This is a genomic window from Pseudomonas sp. BT76 TE3572, from assembly GCF_050435365.1.
In the GTDB taxonomy this organism is placed as follows: Bacteria; Pseudomonadota; Gammaproteobacteria; order Pseudomonadales; family Pseudomonadaceae; genus Aquipseudomonas; species Aquipseudomonas fluorescens_W.
The window spans coordinates 6583442-6602089 of the sequence record NZ_JBNDKE010000001.1; the positions used below are offsets into that span (position 1 = coordinate 6583442).

Annotated in this window: 16 protein-coding genes; 6 read left to right on the forward strand and 10 right to left on the reverse strand. The window is 58.9% G+C overall.

Translation table 11 applies throughout. The features are described from left to right. Positions 1–125 precede the first annotated feature (125 nt). The 3 genes from ABH912_RS30120 (at position 126) to ABH912_RS30130 (ending at position 1191) form a co-directional block, all read left to right on the forward strand. Complete coding sequence (locus ABH912_RS30120; protein ID WP_033055722.1) at positions 126–554, forward strand: glycine zipper domain-containing protein; 429 nt, start codon at positions 126–128, stop codon at positions 552–554. Between the two features lie 128 nt (positions 555–682). Next, positions 683–871 (forward strand): hypothetical protein, encoded by a 189-nt coding sequence (locus tag ABH912_RS30125; RefSeq protein ID WP_046047922.1) that lies wholly within the window; start codon positions 683–685, stop codon positions 869–871. A gap of 107 nt (positions 872–978) precedes the next feature. After that, positions 979–1191: a hypothetical protein gene (locus ABH912_RS30130; RefSeq protein ID WP_429512500.1), complete on the forward strand. Its 213-nt coding sequence runs from the start codon at positions 979–981 to the stop codon at positions 1189–1191. A gap of 128 nt (positions 1192–1319) precedes the next feature. Here the strand turns inward: ABH912_RS30130 and ABH912_RS30135 are convergent, their stop codons facing one another. Both ABH912_RS30135 and ABH912_RS30140 read right to left on the reverse strand, forming a co-directional pair. Continuing rightward, entirely contained in the window at positions 1320–1712 is a 393-nt protein-coding gene (locus tag ABH912_RS30135; RefSeq protein ID WP_429512502.1) for a hypothetical protein, read from the reverse strand. Between the two features lie 2 nt (positions 1713–1714). Next, positions 1715–6583 (reverse strand): RHS repeat-associated core domain-containing protein, encoded by a 4869-nt coding sequence (locus tag ABH912_RS30140; protein WP_429512503.1) that lies wholly within the window; start codon positions 6581–6583, stop codon positions 1715–1717. A 263-nt stretch (positions 6584–6846) separates the two neighbouring features. Between ABH912_RS30140 and ABH912_RS30145 the strand changes: the two genes are divergently transcribed. After that, positions 6847–7542, forward strand: coding sequence for an HAD-IA family hydrolase (locus ABH912_RS30145; RefSeq protein ID WP_429512505.1), 696 nt, complete (start codon positions 6847–6849; stop codon positions 7540–7542). A 70-nt stretch (positions 7543–7612) separates the two neighbouring features. Here ABH912_RS30145 and ABH912_RS30150 read toward each other — a convergent pair whose 3' ends face one another. Continuing rightward, positions 7613–8359, reverse strand: coding sequence for a 3-oxoacyl-ACP reductase family protein (locus ABH912_RS30150; protein WP_008146002.1), 747 nt, complete (start codon positions 8357–8359; stop codon positions 7613–7615). A gap of 125 nt (positions 8360–8484) precedes the next feature. Here ABH912_RS30150 and ABH912_RS30155 point away from each other — a divergent pair, with 125 nt between their 5' ends. Further along, positions 8485–9408 carry a LysR family transcriptional regulator gene (locus ABH912_RS30155; protein WP_429512507.1) on the forward strand — a complete coding sequence of 308 codons (924 nt, stop codon included), beginning with the start codon at positions 8485–8487 and terminating at the stop codon, positions 9406–9408. A 131-nt stretch (positions 9409–9539) separates the two neighbouring features. Here the strand turns inward: ABH912_RS30155 and ABH912_RS30160 are convergent, their stop codons facing one another. From ABH912_RS30160 to ABH912_RS30170, 3 genes are all read right to left on the reverse strand, one after another. Next, entirely contained in the window at positions 9540–10268 is a 729-nt protein-coding gene (locus ABH912_RS30160) for an aspartate/glutamate racemase family protein (RefSeq protein ID WP_033055712.1), read from the reverse strand. 56 nt (positions 10269–10324) lie between these two features. Further along, positions 10325–11866 carry an NCS1 family nucleobase:cation symporter-1 gene (locus ABH912_RS30165; protein WP_429512509.1) on the reverse strand — a complete coding sequence of 514 codons (1542 nt, stop codon included), beginning with the start codon at positions 11864–11866 and terminating at the stop codon, positions 10325–10327. Positions 11867–12318: 452 nt separating this feature from the next. Beyond that, positions 12319–13059 carry a phosphoadenylyl-sulfate reductase gene (locus ABH912_RS30170; RefSeq protein WP_429512511.1) on the reverse strand — a complete coding sequence of 247 codons (741 nt, stop codon included), beginning with the start codon at positions 13057–13059 and terminating at the stop codon, positions 12319–12321. 173 nt (positions 13060–13232) lie between these two features. On the opposite strand from ABH912_RS30170, the gene thrH reads away from it, so the two are divergent. After that, positions 13233–13850: a bifunctional phosphoserine phosphatase/homoserine phosphotransferase ThrH gene (thrH, locus tag ABH912_RS30175; protein ID WP_033055708.1), complete on the forward strand. Its 618-nt coding sequence runs from the start codon at positions 13233–13235 to the stop codon at positions 13848–13850. A 109-nt stretch (positions 13851–13959) separates the two neighbouring features. On the opposite strand, the gene pabB is transcribed toward thrH, so the two are convergent. The 4 genes from pabB to ABH912_RS30195 all read right to left on the reverse strand — a co-directional run bounded on the left by pabB (position 13960) and on the right by ABH912_RS30195 (position 18611). After that, complete coding sequence (gene pabB, locus ABH912_RS30180) at positions 13960–15297, reverse strand: aminodeoxychorismate synthase component I (protein ID WP_429512513.1); 1338 nt, start codon at positions 15295–15297, stop codon at positions 13960–13962. 250 nt (positions 15298–15547) lie between these two features. Continuing rightward, positions 15548–16534 carry an alpha-L-glutamate ligase-like protein gene (locus tag ABH912_RS30185; protein WP_429512514.1) on the reverse strand — a complete coding sequence of 329 codons (987 nt, stop codon included), beginning with the start codon at positions 16532–16534 and terminating at the stop codon, positions 15548–15550. Continuing rightward, positions 16534–18069 carry an inactive transglutaminase family protein gene (locus ABH912_RS30190; RefSeq protein WP_033055704.1) on the reverse strand — a complete coding sequence of 512 codons (1536 nt, stop codon included), beginning with the start codon at positions 18067–18069 and terminating at the stop codon, positions 16534–16536. The genes ABH912_RS30185 and ABH912_RS30190 overlap by 1 nt, the downstream gene beginning before the upstream one ends. Positions 18070–18074: 5 nt before the next feature. After that, the gene (locus ABH912_RS30195; RefSeq protein WP_008146333.1) at positions 18075–18611 is read right to left on the reverse strand and encodes an ATP-dependent zinc protease family protein; all 537 of its coding nucleotides are present in this window, start codon (positions 18609–18611) and stop codon (positions 18075–18077) included. Between the last annotated feature and the right edge of the window lie 37 nt (positions 18612–18648).

Genomic DNA, 18648 nt, shown 5'->3' on the forward strand with positions numbered 1-18648 from the left:
TTTTTCTTCACGCTCTTTGAATCTACTGTTGTCCAACAATCAGCGCTGGTGTGATGAAAAAGCTAGACTCACGCCATCCGTAACGCGTTCTCTTACCCCCGATACGGAATTTAGAGGTTCATATCATGCGTTTGACATTGTCCACATTGGTTCTGGGACTCTTGGTCGCTCAAGGTGCAATGGCTGCCGGTGACGGCACCGCTGCCGTTGGCGGTGGTATTGGCGGTGCGCTAGGTAACGTGGTCGGCCAGCAAATGGGCGGCAGCACAGGTGCCGCGATTGGCGCCGGTGTAGGCGGCGCGGCAGGTAGCGCGGTCGGTGCGAACAAAGGCAGTCGCACAGAAGCGGCTATTGGTGGTGGTTTAGGGTCGGCCGGTGGCTCGGTGATCGGCAACAGCCTGGGTGGCAAGACCGGTTCCACTATCGGTGCAGGCCTGGGCGGCGCGGCGGGTGGGGCAGTAGGCAACAACTTGGGTAACGACAGCGGCAGTTCGCACTCCGGTAACGGCTACAATCATAAGCATAAAAATAAGCACAGAAACAAACATCACTGATTCGTCATTGAGTCACAGCAGAAACCCGGCCTAGCGCCGGGTTTTTTCGTTTCAGGAGCAGGACTCTGGAACGTTTGGTCGTGGGCCGCCTCGAACTTCATACACCCCAGAATGTTATGAGGCATGCCATGACGCCTGAAACCGAAGGCAAGGAAGAAAAAGGCCCGAGCGGGCTTCCGTTCATTAACGATCCTGGAAACGAAGACCCAGGTTCGTTGATGGATGACGCAACAGTGCCGCTCAATGATTCCGATGATGCGGGCGACGTCGGAAATATCGAGTTCGAAGACGAGGAAGAGGATGAGGACGAAGATTGACCCTGCTGTGCGACGGACTCGACCGATCGTCTCTCTGATCGAACGCAATGCAGGGCGCATCCTCGAAACTTCAGGGCCTGCTTTTCAGGCCCCTCGAGAGGTGCTTTATGAACACTGATCCGAAAGACTCCGACATCGACGATACCCCCGAATATCCGCTGCCTTCACCGACCAATCCCCTGAGTCGTGATCAACGTCCGCCTGATGACGACACTGCTGTGGAGCAATTGCCGTCTGAGGAAGTGAAGCGTGGGGACGTGGAAGCGAACCCTGATGACCCGGACATTGCTGGAGATGACGGCTCAAGCGAACCGAGCTGAATAAACGTTGTGGTGCAATCGCCGCTCGTTGATTGTGCAGCACCTTAATAAACGTTTCTTTTATCAATTGTCATTGAACACCATCAATGACTTTTATGTGCTGGGTGATTTTAGGCAGATATACGGATTTATTCTGTGAGCGACTCAATCCATCGTTTGTAGTAATCCCTTTGTTCTTGAATATCCTGTGTAATTTTGTTTTCTTCATAATCGAAAATATTCACGATATCTTCCGGTTCGGCGGGTTTGCCCATGTGTAGTTCATACGCCACTACCCCAGCAGACATTTGCGATGACATACGTGAGGGGTAAACGTTGAGTTTGGCCCCTTTGCATAAAAATTTCGTTTCTGGAAAATCGGCTCTTAATAGTCCAAGGCATAGGTAAAGATCATGCGCTGTATATGTTTTTCTTAAGCCGCTTTCTAATATGTAAGTTAATGTCCGATTTTGTCGATCGCATTCGATAGCGACCTTTTGAATGACGTCGTGGGCATTGATAGATATTTCTATTGTTTTCATGACTACTTCCTGCGCGGGTTAGGGGTTGAGTAGCCCTTATAGCTGCCATCGGCGTTGACGGGGGTTACGCCGAGGATGTCGTGGCTGTCTATTCCTCCTGGGAACGCGATTTCAACCTCCTTGCGGTGAGGCGAAATCATGCCGAGCCTTTTATTTACATCTATTCCACGGATGTTTTTTATTACATAGACGAAGCCATCATCAAAACCGTATCCCGTTGCGAACTTTATGGCCTCCTTTTCCGAGGTCGAAGTGCTGACAAAAAAACTGGGAGGGCTCCGGTTGTCCAAGGCATGTAAGTAGAGATCCATGCTGTCTCCGAGGGGCTCAAACCCCGCTTCAAAAATCTCCCAGTCTTCTCGGGAGTCTCCGCGGTACAAGTACCGATTATTTGGTTTCGTGGATGGAGCGCCGGGCTCCCCCTCATTAACCCCAACCTTTCCCGCCGGATCCTCATCCCCAAAAGCCGGCTTCTTACACCCATTCCCACCCGGACACTCACTCAACCCCAGCGGATCAACCCACCCTGTCGGGTTCCGCGTGTACTGATACCCGTTTAACCCGCCCGCCAACTTGCTCGGATCCGGCGTCAAATACCGCCCAACATCCGGATTGTAGTAGCGATGCCGGTTGTAATGCAGGCCTGTCTCCGCATCGAAATACTGCCCCTGAAACCTTAATGGCTGATCAAGCACTTGATGGGTGTCGCGGTTGAGGCGAGTCAGGCGGCCATAGGCTGTGTATCGGGCGGCCCAGATGATGTCGCCGCTGTAGTCGGTGAGTTCCTGCGGTGTGCCGAGGTGGTCGAGTTGGTAGTAGAACGGACAGGCCCGGTGCGGGCCTTTGCCGTCGAGCATGGCCAGAGGGCGGAAAGTGCCGGGTTCGTAAACGTAGCTGCGGTGGTGATCCTGGCTGTGTTCGGCGACGAGGTGGTCGCCCTGCCAGAAGAACTCGGTGGTTTTGCCGTCGACGGTTTTGGCGATGCGGCGGCCGAAGGCGTCGTAGCCGTAGTTGGCGCTGCGGCCGTCAGGGGTTGTGACGCCGACCAAGCGGTGTTGGCAGTCGTAGCGGTACTCGGTGAGCAGTTTTTGCCCGGTGCCGCGGCGTTCGCGGACCAGATTGCCAAAGGCGTCGTAGTCGTAATGGCGGTCGCCTTGCATGAGCAGGCGATTGCCTTTGACGGTGGACGGGCCGGGACGATCCTGCATCAGCAGGTTGCCCGCCGGGTCGTGGGCGAAGCTTTCCGGTTGTTGGTCGCGGGAGTGGCGGACGCGGATCAGGCGGTCGAGCGGATCGTATTGGTAGCTGCGTTGGCCGTGTCGCGTGTCGGCAATGTAGTCGAGGTTGCCGTTGGCGCTGTAGGCATAGTCGCGGCGATACAACGCTTGGTGCTGTTGACTGACGGCATGGGCCTTCAATCGGCCCTGATCGTCGTAGGCATATTCGCTGAGCAGTTGCCCCTGCTGGCGTTGCTGCTCGCGACCGAAGGCGAATTGGTGAGTGGTGAGTCGCGCGCCGTTAAGGTCGATGGCGGTCAGCGCACCGCCCTTGGCGTGGTGGTAATCGAGTTTGCTGTTGTCCGGCAGGCGCAGGCGATTGAGTTGGCCGCAGGCGTCGTAGCCATAACGCAAGGTGCCCCAGCCCTGATGTTCAGTGATCAGACGGTCCTGCTGGTCGTACTCGAATTCCAGCGGGTGATCGTGGCCGTCATCGACGCTGACCAACCGGCCGAGGCTGTCGTAGCGGTATTCCACCTTGATGCCGTCGGGCAGGGTTTTGACCAGTAGGCGCCCGGCAGAATCCCGCTGATACGCCGTTACCAACCGCGAGCCGTCCTCGCCGAACTCGGTTCTTTCCAGCAACTGGCCGTTGAGGTCGTAGGCGTACGCCGTGCGTTGGCCGTCGAATCCGGTTTCCTGTCGGATCAAGCCGTTGGGCGTGTAGTCCAGGAGATATTTTTCACCGGATTCGTTTTCGATCTCGGTGAGCAACAGCTGGGCGTTGTCGTAGCGGTACTTCAGCTGGGTGCCGTCGGCATTGATCCGACGGCTGACCAGATGCAGATCGTCGACGTATTCGTAGCGGGTGACGCGGCCCTGCTCATCGCGTTCGGCGGTGATCTTTCCGTAGGCGTTGTAGCTGAAGGCGCGGCTGGCGCCGGTAGGCAAAGTCGTCTGGATCAGTCGGCCGACGGCATCCCATTGGTACTGGGTAACGGCACCGTGTTCGTCCTGACGGGTAATCTGCCGCCCCAGCGCGTCGTAGGAAAACCGCCGCTGACCGCCGTCCGGCAAGGTCTCTTCGAGCAGTTGTCCCAAGGCGTTCCAGACGAACACCTGCCGGCTGGTGTCCGGGTAACGGATCGACAGCAGCTGACCTTTTTCGTCGTAGTGGTAGTGGGTGACTTGACCGTCAGGATCGGTCGCTTCGGTGATGTCACCCTGGGCGTTGCGCTGGTATTTCCACACCGCTTTGCCGCGAAACCGTGCGTGCAGGAAACCGTGGCGGTACTCGTAGGTCGTCGGTTCGTCTTCCGGCGGAATTAGCGCAACCAATCGTCCGATTTCGTCGTAACGGTATTCGGTGACGGCGCCTAACGGGTCTTGCTCGGCAATCAGCCGACCATTGTCGTCGTAAGCCTTGAGGTGTTCGCCACCGTTCAGCTCGACCTTGCGCACCAGCCGTGCGCGGTCGTCGTGCTCATAAATCTTTTCGCTACCGTCGGCGTTTTTAACCAGCACACTGCCGTTGTCGTCCCAGACATAACGCGTGTCCATCTGCGAAAAAGTCGCCCAATGCCGCACGCACCGGGCCGCTTTGCCGGCACGCTCCCACTCCCAGTAGAAACTCGCTCCACCGGCCAACTGCCGCTGCAGAATCACGTGCTGATCGTCGTAATCGTAGCGTTCGCTTTCGCCGGCGGCATTGGTGGCTTCGATCAAGCGATGACGAGCGTCATAGCGGTAGGCAACCAGTGTGTGCTCGGTACGCCACGCGTCTTCCAGGGTGTCGGCCGGATGAAAACGCTGGTACTCGACGGCGACCAGATGCCGGCGCTCATAGCGCAATAGAAGGGAACGCCCTGCGCCGTTATCGAGGCGCTTGATCCTGTCAGAAGAGTCCCGCTGCACTGTCAGCCGATTGCCGTAGGCATCACTGATGGCCGTCAGACGTCCTGCACGAAAGTGGAAAAACCGCGCTTTTTCGCCAGCCAGTGCGAGGATCAGTTCTTCAGGCTGATCGCCCAGAAAAATCGCCGCGCGCGAGAGGCTGTTGTGAATTGCCGGGCGCTCGATATTCGGTAGCGGAAAGGTCGTACGACGGTTTTCGTGGTCGATCCAGATGACCGTATCGCCGTCGATGTCCAGCCGATGGGATAACGAATGGCTCCAGCCAAAACCTAAACCGTTGTCGATCTCGGCCGCACTGGTGCGATAGAGCCGGGTGAAGTCAAACGGCAAAATCCCGTCCAGCGCACCATCGGTCAGAGTCAGCAGTTCTTCGCCCGTGACCATCGATACCGGACAGCCGTTGGTACAGGTCAACGGTCCGCAATCGGCGCTGTCGCCGTTGGGGTTTTTCGCCTGGTCCGGGGCAACGTCGCGATGTTCCTGCCGGCCAATCCGGGTCATGGCTTCAGACTTGTCGCGAGCAATGGCCACCGGATTCTTCACCAACAAGGCCGGCGCAACACCCGCGTTAATTTGCAACGACACGGCGGGAGCAGGTTTGATCGGTGCATTCCGGGCATTGACCATCAGCGGTTTGAGCGCGCCAGCGTGGGCTGTCAGGTCGGACTTGGCGGTGAGCTCCGCCAATCGCAAACTGGCGGCCGCCAGCCATTGCCGGGTCTGCGGGGACTTGATCCTGGACAGCACCTTCTCACTCAGACGCAATTTCAGTCCCGCAGGACTGGTAAGGCACGTGAGCAGGAAACTGATCAATATCTCCGTACGAATTTCCGCCACGACCTCGGCGACGTACTGCGGCGGCAGCATCCTCAGCCAACTGGTGAACGCCGCGAGATGAATGAACATCAACGGCTCGTCGCTCAGCATCAGCAACACCTTGGCGATGGACTCCGCCGAGGCGTTCAGCAGTGTTTCAAGCTCGGATCGGGTCAGGTATTCAAGGAGTTTTTCGCTGTTGGCCTGCAGGTCCGCGATCAGGGCGTAAATCTGTTTGACGTCATCCCACAAACCGTTCAGCGAATTCTCGAAGCCGCGCCAATCTGCCTGCTGCAACATGCCGTAGCGCTTGATGAAACCGGCCTGGGAGAACCCGGCCCACGCTGGTTCGAACTCGGTCGTCCACTCGTTGCGCAACCAGCGTTCCAGCTCGCCGATGACGCCTTGATAGGAGGCGTAAAGTGCTTTGACGTGATCAGCGGATACATCGGGAAAGAAGGTGATGCGATAGTGCTGGCCGCGCGGGCAATCGGGGATTTCCAGGATGCCGCTGGGGCCGATCTCGTGGTGGATCGGTTCGCCAAACGTCTGCTCACCCGCCACCTCGGAAAGCAAAGGTTCAAGCATCACCGGCGTATTGCCGATCGGTACGAAACGCGCAGCCTCAAACAGATGCACCAGGGTCAACGGACCGCTGGCCGGGCACGCGGCGACTGTCGCACTGACAGGCGTAGTCGAGTTCTTCGGCGCGCTTAGACGGACTTCGTTGCCGACCCTGAACACTTGCTCGATATCCAGTGCCCTGCCGGTCCAGAAGCTTTCCGCCCAGGTGTCGTAGTCATTGAGGCAGAGCCGAAAGTCATCGAGCAGCGCTTCGACATTCGGCTGGTCAGGGTCCATGGCGGCGACCACCAGCAGCCCGATGGTGTTGTTCAAGGCCAGGAGGTTGTCAGGTATGAACATTCGCAGTCCCTCGCGCGGATCAATTCAGAGCGCGAGACTTTGCGTGGGATCGGCGGGGAAAGAAGTCGGGAAAGTAAGTGTTTGGTGTAGGGGAAATCGCTAAATGACGGAGAGCACTTCGGCGCAGGTTTTAGTGCTGATCAGGCGTTGCCCGTTGCCCTATGCCCGTCGCGCTCGCTATGCTGCTGAATCCTTTAATCGATCGCGGACCCGGCCGTACCTGAGCCGCCTCTGGGATGTCATTAGAAAACGGATCAGATGCGATGAATGCACCGCTGAATGAATTCGGCCCGATCAAGGCCGTGATATTCGATATGGACGGCTTGTTGCTGGACACCGAGGGCATTTACACCGAAGTTACGTCCATGATTGCTGCGCGTTACGGTCGAGTCTTCGACTGGAGCATCAAACAGAACATCATCGGCCGTGGCGCGGGTGATCTGGCGCGTTATGTGGTCGAGGCGCTGGACCTGCCGATCACCGCCGAAGAGTTCCTGGTGATCCGCGAACCGCTGATGCGCGAGCGTTTTCCTACAGCGCTGGCGATGCCTGGCGCACAGGAGCTGGTTCGGCATCTGAAGGCCAACAACATTCCGATCGCGGTGGGCACCAGTTCTTCGCGTCAGTCGTTTGGCCAGAAAACCACCTTGCACCGCGACTGGTTCGCGCTGTTCGATTTCATCGTGACGGCCGATGACCCGGAAGTCGGCGCGGCCAAACCGGCGCCGGACATTTTCCTCACGGCCGCGCGGCGTCTGGGTGTTGCGCCTGAGGATTGCCTGGTGTTCGAGGATTCGCCGTTCGGTGTCACGGCGGCGAAAGCGGCGGGGATGACCGCGATTGCGATCCCGGATGCGGCGATGGCTGACGAAAAGTACGCACACGCTGATGGCATTCTTCGTACGCTGACGGCGTTCAGACCGAGCGCCTTCGGCCTGCCAGCGCTCGAATGGGCTTAAAGCCGTGTACATGAAAACGCCGGCAACCTGATCAGGGTTGCCGGCGTTTTTTTATGCGTGATTCAGAACATCACGCGCCGAAACCACCGTCGATGGTCAGGCTGGCACCGGTGATGTAGCCGGCTTCCGGCCCCACGAGATAGGCGACGAAGCTGGCGATTTCTTCCGCTTTGCCGTAACGACCTACCGCCATCAACGGGATCAGGCTTTCGGCGAAGTCACCACTGGCCGGGTTCATGTCAGTGTCGACCGGGCCCGGCTGCACGTTGTTGATGGTGATGCCACGTGGGCCGAGGTCGCGCGCCAGGCCTTTGGTCAGACCGACCAGCGCCGACTTGCTCATGGCGTACGGGCCACCACCGGCGAAGGGCATGCGGTCGGCGTTGGTGCTGCCGATGTTGATGATGCGACCGCCTTCGGTCATGTGTTTGGCGGCGGCCTGGGTGGCGATGAATACGCTGCGCACGTTGATCGCGAGAGTCTGGTCGAAGTCTTCGAGTTTGAAGTCTTCCAAGGGGGCAACGGCCAGCACACCTGCGTTGTTGACCAGAATGTCCAAACGACCAAAGGCTTTTACGGTGGCGGTCACGGCATTGCGGATGGCCTCGGCGTCGGCGCTGTCAGCCTTGATGGCGAGGGCTTTGCCGCCGTTACCAGTGATGCTGTTTTGCAATTCTTCGGCTTTGGCCGTGGAGCTGACGTAGGTGAAGGCGACTGTCGCGCCTTCAGCGGCCAGGCGTTTGACAATGGCGGCGCCGATACCGCGGGATCCGCCTTGAATCAAAGCCACTTTGCCGCTGAGGTTTTGAGTAGTCATATCGATCTCCAAAATCCCGAGGCGAGATGCCTCGGTTGATGGAGCCTAGTATCGATTCAGGATTACCGGCTGTGTAGACGGCAATTACGATAGTCTGTGTAAACCAAAAGTTTATAGTGGCGCTTATGGAAACCTTCAGCAGTATCGAATGCTTCGTGCGCAGTGCCGAGGTCGGCAGCTTCGCCGAAGCCGCGCGCCGCCTGAGTCTGACCCCGGCGGCGGTGGGCAAGAGTGTCGCCAAACTTGAGGCGCGGCTGGGTGTACGGCTGTTTCAGCGCAGCACCCGCAGCCTGACGCTGACGGAGGCCGGTCAGCTGTTTCTCGGCGAAGTCAGTTCCAGCCTGCACACCATTCAGAATGCCGTGGCCAATCTGGCCAGTGCCGAAGGACGACCGGCAGGAACGCTGAAGGTCAGCATGGGCACGGTGTTCGGGCGGTTGTATGTCGTGCCGTTGCTTGGGGAGTTTCTGCGGCGCTTTCCGGCGATCAACCCGGACTGGCATTTCGATAATCGACAGGTTGATTTGATTGCTCAGGGTTTCGATGCGGCGATTGGTGGGGGATTCGAGCTGCCGCAAGGGGTGGTGGCGCGCAAGCTGACACCGGCCCATCGGGTGTTGGTCGCGTCAGCTGAGTATCTGGCGGGGCGTGAGGCGATTGTCGAGCCGGATGATCTCAAACATCACGATGGCATCCTGATTCGATCGCCCCAGACGGGTCGTGTGCGTTCCTGGCAATTGACCAGTCGCACCCAGCAACACAGCCCACTGACGCTCAAGGCGCGGATGACCATGAGTGATTCGGAGGCGGCCTGCGCCACGGCCGCCCAAGGGTTGGGCATTGCGCTGGTGAGCATGCCGTTCGCCGTGGGCTATCTGGAGGCCGGGACCTTGCAACGGGTGCTGCCGGACTGGTATGTCGACGATGGCAACATTTCCATTTATTACGCTGAACACAAACTGCTGCCCGGCAAGACCCGGGCGTTTGTGGATTTCATCATTGAGCAGTTTGCGGAGCAGGGGTTGGGGCAGCGGTTTAGTGCTCTTTGAGTTGGCTTGGGACCGCGTCGCCCCCATCGCGGGCAAGCCACGCTCCCACAAAGTTTTGCGTCGTTTACATCAACATGGCACGACACAAAACCTGTGGGAGCGTGGCTTGCCCGCGATGGGGGCGACGCGGTCTACCGCCCGAACCGCCCCGGCCAGCCAATAATTTTCTTCGGCCGCGGCGTCGCATAAGTTCGCACCTTGGACGTCGACAACCCCAATCGCACCAATGACTCGGCAATCGTCACCGCCGCCGTCACACCATCCACCACTGGCACGCCTGTGCGCCGGCGAATCTGTTCATCCAGCCCGGCCATGCCGCCGCAGCCCAGGCAAATCACCTCGGCCTTGTCCTCAAGCACGGCCAATTCCGCCTGGCGAATAATTGCCTCCAGCGCACGCTCAGGATCGGATTCCAGTTCCAGCACCGCCAAACCACTGGCCCGCACCGACGCGCAGCGGTCCCAGAGTCCGGACAGTTTGAGGCGATCCTCGATCAGTGGCACGGTACGGTCCAGCGTAGTGACCACCGAGTAGGCATGGCCGAGGAACATGGCGGTGCTGGCCGCCGCATCGGTGATGTCCACCACCGGCACGTTGAGCAATTCCTGCAAGCCTTCGCGGCCGTGTTCGCCGTAACCCGCCTGGATCACGGCATCGAAGGGTTGGTCGTAAGCCATCACTCGATCCATCACCGCGATAGCGGCCAGGTAACTTTCGAAATTGCCTTCGATGGAGTCAGCACCGAAGTAAGGCGTCAGGCCGATGATTTCCGTGCCAGGCGCAGCCACGGACTGAGCCGAACGCGCGATGGCCTGGGTGATGGATTCGGTGGTGTTGACGTTGACCACGAGAATTCGCATGGGAAGTCCTTATAGCGGGTGGTTCTGCGGGCCGACGGTGCCGGGCCGCCAAGGGATTAATGGCTGACGTTATCGACGGCGATGGCTTCACCGCTGACGTCTGCGTAATGGGGTTGCCGTTTGGCGATGATCAGGTAGAGCATCCCGGCAATCCCGGCACCAATCAGCCAGGAGAAGGGCGATACGCTGTCGAAGCCCGGTACCAGCGCCAGGACGATGGCGATCAGCGCGGCAGGAATGAATGCCGCGACGGCACGTAAATTGACTCCGCGGCTGTAGTAATAAGCGCCGTTGGGGTCTTCGCTGTACAACTGCGGCACGTTGACCTGACCTTTTCGTACGAGCCAGTAGTCGACCATGATCACCCCATACAACGGGCCGAGCAGGGCGCCGAGGCCGGACAGGAAATACACGATCACCAGCGGGCTGTTGTAAAGGTTCCACGGCAGGATCAGCACCGCGATGGTCGCGCTGATCAACCCGGCGCGGCGGAACGTCAAGTATTTGGGCGCCAGGTTGCTCAGCACGAAGGCCGGGGCGACGAAGTTGGCCATGATGTTCACCGCCACGGTGACGATCAGGAAGGCCAGGCAGCCAAGCACCAGGAAGAAGGTATTGGGAATCGAGGCAATGATCTCGGTCGGGCTTTCGATGATCCGTCCATTGATCTGAAATTGCGCGCCGCAGAGCAGGACGGTGATGCTGGCGAACACCAGAATATTCACCGGCAGGCCCCAGAAATTGCCGACCTTGATGGTCTTGCGGCACGGCGAAGAACGGGCGAAGTCGCAGAAGTTGAGGATCAGCGTGCCGTAGATCGACAGCCACAACGCACCGCCGGCAAAGATGTTGCGCCACATCTCGCCGCCGGTTAGCGGCTCGCGGATCGACCAGGCGATGGTCGCGTTGGCCTGAAAGTACATCCACGCGGCGAGGGCGGCGACGGTCAGCAGAATCACTGGCCCGGCGAACGCCTCGTAGCGCCGCACCATCTCCATGCCATAGGCGAGGATCGCCAGTTGCACGAACCAGATCGCCACGAAGCACACCCAGCCCAGGCTCGATAGACCAAGGATCGAGTTGTGGTCGTAGTCAGCGAAGCCGGGATGAGCCGCTGTCAGCAGTACGCGAAAGACCACCGAGGCCAGGTACGTCTGAATCCCGAACCAGGCGATGGCGATAACCGCACGGATCAATGCAGGAATCTGCGCCCCGTGAATGCCGAAACTGATCCGGCTGATGACAGGAAACGGCACGCCGGTCTTTTGTCCCATGTAACCGGAGAGGTTCATGAAGCAGTACACCAGCGCCGCACCGATCCCCAGGGACAGCAGGATTTGCCAGCCGCCCAGTCCGAGGGCATACAGCCCGATGGCGAATGAGTAATTGGCGATGTTGTGAACGTCGTTGGTCCACAGGGCGAAGATGCTGTAGCGGCCCCAGCGTCGACCTTCGGCCTTCGTCGGCGCCAGGTCCTTGTTGTGCAGGCGAGGGCTGAGTACGACGGGTTCTTGAAACGTTTGGTCGTGAGGGGTTGAAGTGGGTGGGAAGGAGGGCAGATCCAGCGCGATGTTGTTATTGGAGAGGCTAGTACGCATTCCGGCAGGCTCCGAGCTTGGCGTCGCGATGACTGTGCATGAGCGTTGGCTCGACAAATCTTCGTCGCGGGCAGTCAGCATCATTGGTTACGGGGCATCTGCAGCCTGTACGGGATAGGGCGCTTCAGGCTTGCGGATCTAAAGTGTGTGTATGTTTTGATGTGATTGTATACAAAACATGTATGCACTTAAGCCAGATCCATGCCAGTCAGCGATCTATGAATTCTGCCGCTAATTTCGTTTTGTTATCTGTTCGCGGTAAGTGACTGAAAAAAAGCCGATATAAATTGACTGTTTGAACAGGTATTTATTTTTCAGCGGGATTTTCAGGAAACGTCGACTGAGGAAGTCAGGGCGAGGGGGTGTAACTTTTTGGGGCGCTGAAATGAAAAGTGCACACACAAATGGCACCTATGGTGACATTCGTGTGTACACATTTTTCGAGGCGGTTTTTAAGCTTTGGATTTGCTGATGATGTTGCCTGCATGCAGGCCGCATTCTTTCTGCGTCGCTTCTTCCCACCACCAACGACCTTCGCGCTCGTGCTGGTTCGGCAACACCGGGCGGGTGCAGGGTTCGCAGCCGATGCTGATGAACCCGCGCTCATGCAGGCTGTTGTACGGCAGCTCCAGCATGCGGATGTAACCCCAGATCTCTTCGCTGGTCATTTGTGCCAGCGGGTTGAATTTGTACAGGGTGCGTTCCGGGGTGGAGAACGCGGTGTCGATTTCCAGCACCGCGACGGCGCTGCGAGTGCCAGGGCTCTGATCCCGACGCTGACCGGTGGCCCAGGCTGTCACACCGGAGAGTTTGCGACGTAGCGGCTCGATCTTGCGGATACCGCAGCATTCGCCATGGCCGTCCTTGTAGAAACTGAACAGGCCCTTTTCCTTCACGAAAGGCTCGAGCTTGGTGTAGTTCGGCGACACCAGTTCGATGTCGATCTTGTAGTGCTCGCGCACCTGATCGATGAAGCGGTAGGTCTCGGGGTGCAAGCGGCCGGTGTCGAGGCTGAACACTTTGACGTTCTTGTTCAGCTTCCAGGCCATGTCCACCAGCACCACGTCTTCGGCGCCGCTGAAAGATATCCACAGGTCATCGCCAAACTCGGCGAACGCGAGTTTCAGGATGTCCTGGGCGGATTTGTTGGCATAGGTCGTGGCGAGTTCCACGACGTCGAACGTTGGGCTCATCAGGGCGGCTTCCTACAGGTCGGTGGCGCTGGGCGCTCTATATGGTCCTGATGGTAACAAAAACCTACGGCGGCTGGCGCGCCCTATGCGTTGCACCGGTCAGCCTGAGTCGCTAGAGTTCGGCAGTCTTTTGGCTCGCTCGACTCAATAATCAATACAAATGGGAGTGTCTTGTGGAAATTGCCTGTCTGGATCTTGAAGGTGTACTGGTCCCGGAAATCTGGATCGCCTTCGCCGAAAAAACCGGGATCGAGTCCCTGAGGGCTACCACCCGGGACATCCCCGACTACGACGTGCTGATGAAGCAGCGCCTGCGGATTCTCGACGAGCACGGCTTGAAACTCACGGACATCCAGGAAGTGATCGCCACGCTGAAGCCGCTAGATGGCGCCATCGAGTTCGTCAACTGGCTGCGTGAACGCTTTCAGGTGGTGATTCTGTCGGACACGTTCTACGAGTTCTCCCAGCCGTTGATGCGTCAATTGGGCTTCCCAACCTTGCTTTGCCATCGTCTGATTACTGACGACTCCGGGCGGGTGACGAGCTATCAATTGCGTCAGAAAGATCCCAAACGCCAGTCGGTTTTGGCCTTCAAGAGCCTTTACTACCGGGTGATCGCGGCGGGGGATTCCTACAACGACACCACGATGCTGGGCGAGGCGGATGCGGGGATTCTGTTCCATGCGCCGGACAATGTGATTCGCGAGTTTCCGCAGTTCCCGGCGGTGCATACGTTTGAGGATTTGAAGCAGGAGTTCATCAAGGCTTCCAACAGGGCGTTGAGCCTGTAAACCCAATTCTGTGGCGAGGGAGCTTGCTCCCGCTGGGGTGCGAAGCGCCCCCAAAAACCTTTGCGACTGCTGCGCAGCCGAGCGGGAGCAAGCTCCCTCGCCACAAAAGCTAGAGGTTTTGCAGGGTGTCGAGCAGGACCTTCACCTTGGTAATCGATTCCTGATACTCGGCCTGCCACTCGGAATCCGCGACGATCCCGCCACCGCCCCAGCAACACACCTGCCCATCCTTGACCAGCAAACTGCGAATGGCGATCGAACTGTCCATCTCGCCGCGCACGTCCAGATAGAGCAAAGACCCGCAGTACAACCCACGACGCGTCGGCTCCAGTTCGTCGATAATCTGCATCGCGCGAATTTTCGGTGCACCGGTAATCGAGCCGCCAGGGAAGCTGCCGGCGATCAGGTCCAGCGCGTCCCGGTCATCCGCGAGTTCTCCGGTCACGCTGCTGACCAGGTGATGCACATTCGGGTAACTTTCCAGGCTGAACAACTCTGGCACCCGCACCGACCCAATACGGCACGTGCGGCCGAGGTCATTGCGCAGCAAGTCGACGATCATCAGGTTTTCCGCGCGGTCCTTGGGGCTGGCCAGCAGTTCGGCGGCGTTTGCCGCATCTTCGGCAGCGGTCAGTCCGCGAGGGCGGGTGCCTTTGATCGGGCGGGTTTCTACATGGCGTTCGCTGACTTTGACGAAACGTTCGGGCGACAGGCTCAACACCGCGCCGCCGTCGGGCAGGCTCTGAAAACCGGAAAACGGCGTCGGGCACGCTGCCCGCAGCGCGCAATACGCGGCCCATGGATCGCCCTGGCATTGCGCGCGGAAACGCTGGGCGAAGTTGACCTGGTAACAGTCGCCGGCCTGGATGTAATGCTGAATGCGTTCTAACGCGTGGCGATACTCTTCAGCGCTCAGGTCGGCCTTCATCGGGGCTTTCAGCGTGAAAGGCTCGACCGCTTCAGCCGTAGGTTCACTGAATAGTGCAATCAGACGCTGACGTTCGCTGTCGATCAGCGACGGGTGGAAGACCAACTGACTGGTACTCAGTTGGTGATCGCTGATCAGCGCCCAGTCGTACAGTCCGAAACGTGCGTCGGGTAGTTGCAGATCGTCTTGCGCCTGACTGGGCAGGTTTTCCAGATGCCGACCGAAGTCGTAGCTCAGGTAACCGATCAGGCCACCGGCGAAGGGCAAGTCGCAAGGAACAGCCGCTTCACCGAGTCGTGTCAGATTGTCGCGAAGGCGTTGCAGGAAATCGCTGCCACTTTCGTCAGGCAAGACTGCTATTTGCTCCAGCGGCCAGGCACTGAGCAGGTCATAACGTCCACGCTCGGCACTCGGCCGGCCACTGTCGAGCAGCACGGCACCGGGGGCGTGACGAATCGCCGCGAAGTACTCGGCGGGGTTGGCGCGATAGGGGAGCGGGTGTACGGAACAGGTCAACATGAGCGGGGCAGATCAGCCATCGAGGCGGGGGTGGCGATTGTAGTCTCCTCGGGGAATTGCTCCTAGAGGGGATGTCGGGGATTGGCAGATTGGGAGCGGCTGGCGAGAGACCTGTGGCGAGGGAGCTTGCTCCCGCTCGGCTGCGAAGCAGTCGTAAAGCGATCGGCCTGATACACCCGAGGTGAATGAATTGGGGCTGCTTCGCAACCCAGCGGGAGCAAGCTCCCTCGCCACAAAAGCATTGCAGGGATCAGCCCTCGACGGCCGGAATATGCCCAAACATCTCCTGCACAAATTCCACTCGCTCGCGCACCGTTTCGGTAACCCCACGAGCCTTCAACTCTTCCAGCCGCGCCTCGACCGCATGGGTGCGCAACGTCAGCCCGCAATCATTGGCAATCTGAATGTTCAACCCCGGCCGGGCGTTGAGTTCAAGAATCAGCGGCCCTTTCTCCTGGTCCAGCACCATGTCGACACCGATATAACCCAGCCCGCACAGCTCATAGCAGCCCGCGGCAAGTTTCATGAAACCGTCCCAGTAGGGCAGTTGCACGCCATCCACTGCGTTGGTGGTGTCCGGGTGTTTGGTGATGATGTTGTTCAGCCAGGTGCCGCGCAGCGTCTGCCCGGTCGCGAGATCGACACCGACGCCGATGGCGCCCTGGTGCAGGTTGGCCTTGCCGCCGGACTGGCGCGTCGGCAAGCGCAGCATGGCCATCACCGGGTAACCCATCAGCACGATGATGCGGATGTCCGGCACGCCTTCATAGCTGATGCTTTTGAAAATCTGGTCCGGGATCACCCGGTATTCGATCAGCGCGCGGTCGCGGTGCCCGCCCAGGGAATACAGGCCGGTGAGGATGCTCGAGATATGGTGCTCGAGTTCCTCATGGTCGAGGATCTTGCCGGACACTGTGCGATAGCGCCCCTCGAACCGGTCGGCCACCACAATGATGCCGTCACCACCGGCGCCCTGGGCCGGTTTGATCACGAAATCGTTGCGCCCGCCGATGATCTCGTCGAGGTCGTCGATTTCCTTCTCGGTGGAGATCACGCCATACAGTTCTGGCACATGAATGCCGGCGGCGATGGCGCGTTCCTTGGTGATGATCTTGTCATCGACAATCGGGTACAGACTGCGCTTGTTGTACTTGAGCACGTAGTCCGCGTTACGCCGATTGATCCCCATGATGCCCCGGGCTTCCAGGGCCTTCCAGGTCTTCCAGAGGCCGAACATCAGGCGTCAGCCTTCTTCAGGAAAGCCTTGAAACGCACCAGTTCGGTCAGGCGGTAGCCGCGATAACGACCCATGGCCAGCATGAAGCCCACCAGAATCAGCAGGATCGCCGGGAAGGTGAACACGAAGTAAATCAGCTCTGGCACGGTCATGATCAGGTGCGCCAGAGACGCAGCGAACAGCGTACCGATCGCCACTTTCATGGCATGGCCGGAACCGCGTTCTTCCCAGGTAATCGACAGGCGTTCGATGGTCATCGTCAGAATCACCATCGGGAACAGCGCCACCGACAACCCGCGTTCCAGGCCGAGTTTATGGCTGAACAGACTGATCGCCGCGATCAGCACCACCACGAAAGTCAGTACCACCGACAGCCTCGGCAGCATTTGCAGCTTCAAGTGTTCAAGGTAGGAGCGCAGCGACAGGCCCAACGCCGTGATGATCGTAAACAGCACGATGCCGAAGCCGAGCTGGGTTTCCCTGAAGGCGAGGGCGATCAGCACCGGAGTAAAGGTGCCGAGGGTTTGAATGCCGATCAGGTTGCGCAGGATCAAAATCACCAGCACGCCGATCGGGATCATCACCATGATCATGAAGGTCTGCTGGGTTTGCAGCGGCAGGCCGTACAGCGAGTATTCGAGGAAGTTGGCGTCGGTGTTTTCGTCGGTCAGCTTGGCCAGGCGAATCGCGTTCATTTCGCTGTTGTTCAGGCTGAAGGTCACGTTGGCTTTCTTGCCGCCATCGACGGTGATCAGGTTTTCGTCGCCGGTCCACCACAGCAGGCGGTCGGTCGGCAGGCCTTGTTCACCGGTTTCCGGGTTGAAGTACAGCCAGTCGGTGCCGTTGAAACTGCGCAGCCACAGTTCCGGCGTTTGCGGTTGGTCAGCCACCAGACGAATGGTGTGGACCTTTTCTACCGGTACGTGGGCGATGGACAGCACCAATTCGACGATTTTCGCCTTGTGCCCGGGGGACGGATCGCCGCCCAGCAACAGCTTCACATTGTCGTCGTTGAGATTGTTGACACGCTTGATGGCTTCGCCGATGAAGGTTTCAACGTCGGCCGAGTGCTGGCGGATCGGTGCGAGCAAGGCTTCGGCGGCGACTTTTTCCGCGCCTTCGACGGCGATGCTGTCGCGGAAGGTCGGGCCTTTGACCTTGGATTTTTCACCGGTGTAGCGCTTGGTCAGCACCAGGCGGTAATACAGCGTTTGATTGCCCTTGGCCCGACGTGCCGACCAGGTGACTTTGCGGTTGCCGTCGGCACGGTTCACGGCCACGCCGTAGTTATTGGAAATGAAGCTCTCGTTGAGGCTGACGTAATCGCGGCTCAGCGGCGGCACGAACATCTGGATCTTGACCGGGTCCTTGGTACTGGCGACGAACTCGACTTTGGCGTCGATGTTCCACAAGTCGTCGGTAGCGTCTTCGGTCACGGGGATGCCGAGCACGAAGATCTGATAGGCCGTGACTGAAATACCCAGCACCACCAGGATGGCGATCAGGAATTTCAGGTGAAGGGTAAGAGAGCGCATTGGAATTACTCTGCGGTATGAGCGTCGGTGGCGCAGGCGGGTTTGCCAGCAGCGTATTTAAGACTGGGGTCGACCAGCGCATCGAAGCGTTTCAGCGCTTCGGAGCCGATCAGGAGCGGGTATTGGAAGGCGCTGCGGTCGGTCAAGTTCACTTCGATGCTGCGTAAAGCCGAACCCATGCAGATATTCAGCTCGATCACCGGACGGGCGGTGTACTTCTTGCCTTCTTCCGGGTCGTAATCGCCGGCCCGACGCTTGATCTTGCTGACGCGGGCCAGTGGTCGTTCGATCGGGTGCGAGTGCGCAGCGTCGATCGCCAGATAAAAGCGCACCCAGGATTCGCCATTGCGCTTGAAACGTTTGATGTCACGGGCACTCAAGGACGCGGTTTTCGCCCCGGTGTCGAGTTTGGCGGCGACTTCCAGGTCGATGCCGTCCAGGGAGGCGTACTCGTTGAGGCCGTAAACAGTCTTTTCCCCCGCCGCCGCGAAACCGGGCAGGCAAAGAAGATAAAGGAAGGTGGGGAAGGGCTTGAGTCTCATAAATCCTGGTGCGCAGCGGTCCGTACTTCGATTCAAG

Excerpts from the sequence above, each read along its gene's own strand:
- ABH912_RS30120 (WP_033055722.1), top strand. The coding sequence starts at position 126 with ATGCGTTTGACATTGTCCACATTGGTTCTGGGACTCTTGGTCGCTCAA.
- ABH912_RS30125 (WP_046047922.1), top strand. The coding sequence starts at position 683 with ATGACGCCTGAAACCGAAGGCAAGGAAGAAAAAGGCCCGAGCGGGCTT.
- ABH912_RS30130 (WP_429512500.1), top strand. The coding sequence starts at position 979 with ATGAACACTGATCCGAAAGACTCCGACATCGACGATACCCCCGAATAT.
- ABH912_RS30135 (WP_429512502.1), bottom strand. The coding sequence starts at position 1,712 with ATGAAAACAATAGAAATATCTATCAATGCCCACGACGTCATTCAAAAG.
- ABH912_RS30140 (WP_429512503.1), bottom strand. The coding sequence starts at position 6,583 with ATGTTCATACCTGACAACCTCCTGGCCTTGAACAACACCATCGGGCTG.
- ABH912_RS30145 (WP_429512505.1), top strand. The coding sequence starts at position 6,847 with ATGAATGCACCGCTGAATGAATTCGGCCCGATCAAGGCCGTGATATTC.
- ABH912_RS30150 (WP_008146002.1), bottom strand. The coding sequence starts at position 8,359 with ATGACTACTCAAAACCTCAGCGGCAAAGTGGCTTTGATTCAAGGCGGA.
- ABH912_RS30155 (WP_429512507.1), top strand. The coding sequence starts at position 8,485 with ATGGAAACCTTCAGCAGTATCGAATGCTTCGTGCGCAGTGCCGAGGTC.
- ABH912_RS30160 (WP_033055712.1), bottom strand. The coding sequence starts at position 10,268 with ATGCGAATTCTCGTGGTCAACGTCAACACCACCGAATCCATCACCCAG.
- ABH912_RS30165 (WP_429512509.1), bottom strand. The coding sequence starts at position 11,866 with ATGCGTACTAGCCTCTCCAATAACAACATCGCGCTGGATCTGCCCTCC.
- ABH912_RS30170 (WP_429512511.1), bottom strand. The coding sequence starts at position 13,059 with ATGAGCCCAACGTTCGACGTCGTGGAACTCGCCACGACCTATGCCAAC.
- pabB (WP_429512513.1), bottom strand. The coding sequence starts at position 15,297 with ATGTTGACCTGTTCCGTACACCCGCTCCCCTATCGCGCCAACCCCGCC.
- ABH912_RS30185 (WP_429512514.1), bottom strand. The coding sequence starts at position 16,534 with ATGTTCGGCCTCTGGAAGACCTGGAAGGCCCTGGAAGCCCGGGGCATC.
- ABH912_RS30190 (WP_033055704.1), bottom strand. The coding sequence starts at position 18,069 with ATGCGCTCTCTTACCCTTCACCTGAAATTCCTGATCGCCATCCTGGTG.
- ABH912_RS30195 (WP_008146333.1), bottom strand. The coding sequence starts at position 18,611 with ATGAGACTCAAGCCCTTCCCCACCTTCCTTTATCTTCTTTGCCTGCCC.